Annotated in this window: 1 protein-coding gene; it reads left to right on the top strand. The window is 49.7% G+C overall.

Annotated elements, in window-relative coordinates; genetic code table 11:
- The first annotated feature begins 141 nt into the window (after positions 1 to 141).
- Positions 142 to 921: a hypothetical protein gene (locus CO251_RS03165; protein WP_103374363.1), complete on the top strand. Its 780-nt coding sequence runs from the start codon at positions 142 to 144 to the stop codon at positions 919 to 921.
- Positions 922 to 1,042: the final 121 nt, after the last annotated feature.

Here is a 1,042-nt window from a genome sequence, read left to right as displayed (position 1 = left end):
TTCCTCCACACGAGGATCCTCCGGAAAGGGGCTGCCGTGAATAGCGGTTGTCCATATTTGTCCCAAGAATTGGGCAGCTGCTGATACCACGACTAAAGTTCTAAAGCCACGAGCATTTACATATCGTTGGGAGTGACTTGCATGGACGACTCGGAAATGATTCTCACACTAACATTTGAGGCGCGGGAAAATGGGTTGGCCGTGGCAGATGTTCTTGAGGGTTCGCGCACATTGCTCTATTGGTTGGCAATAGCGGAAGAAGAGCCATATGCACCGGCGCAAGGCCGAACCCACTGGATACTGCGTGACTGGCATCACAGCTTGCCGACTATGGTTTTGGCTCCCATCTCCCCAGATCCGATTGTTCTTCGTGCTGCGCGACGAGTGTATACTACGGCGAGACGGCTTTCTCTTTCTAGATGTGAGGGAATGCATGTTGATTCCGCCGAGGAACGGATTTTTCGTCGTTTTGCCCGGTTGTCGGAACGAGTGGAGATCCATTTAGGGATCAACGAGGAACCGTTTATCTCCATGGCAGCAACAGCCAAGAAGATCTTGGAACAGTTGCCTCGCGACAGTATAGCAGAGGGGATTCTAGAAGGAACGTTAGGCTCTGTTACGGTATATCGTAAACATGAGTTTGTTTTATGGTTGAGTGTTAGTGGTAAGCGCGTTGAGGTACAGTTTCCAAAAGAACTTCAGCTGACCGTTATAGAATGTTTAGGAAAGACAGCGCGTGCAAAGGGACGGATCGTCTATCGCGGTTTACATCCCATACGGATGACGGTAGATACACTGACATTGATTCCTGAATCCACGGATGTGCCATTGGAGGAGTTTTTTGGCATTGGACGAGACTGGTTTGGCAAGCAGCCTTCTGGTGAACTTACCTATCAGTTGTGGAAAAAAAACCATGAGTAAGGCGCCGATCATCTGTTTAGACTCTAACGTGTTTATCAGAATGCGCCGTAAAACTCCGCCGTTCAGGGCGGAGATACAAGGCGCTGACTCCGCAGGAGTCAATCCGGGGTTTCCTGTTGTT

Source organism: Sulfobacillus sp. hq2, from assembly GCF_002903155.1.
Lineage (GTDB): Bacteria > Bacillota > Sulfobacillia > Sulfobacillales > Sulfobacillaceae > Sulfobacillus > Sulfobacillus thermotolerans.
Note: the sequence above shows the minus strand (reverse complement) of the source record. Positions and strands in the feature narration are given on the sequence as shown.

What these genes read in the sequence shown, in the direction of transcription:
- CO251_RS03165 (WP_103374363.1), top strand. Translation starts at nt 142, where the DNA reads ATGGACGACTCGGAAATGATTCTCACACTAACATTTGAGGCGCGGGAA.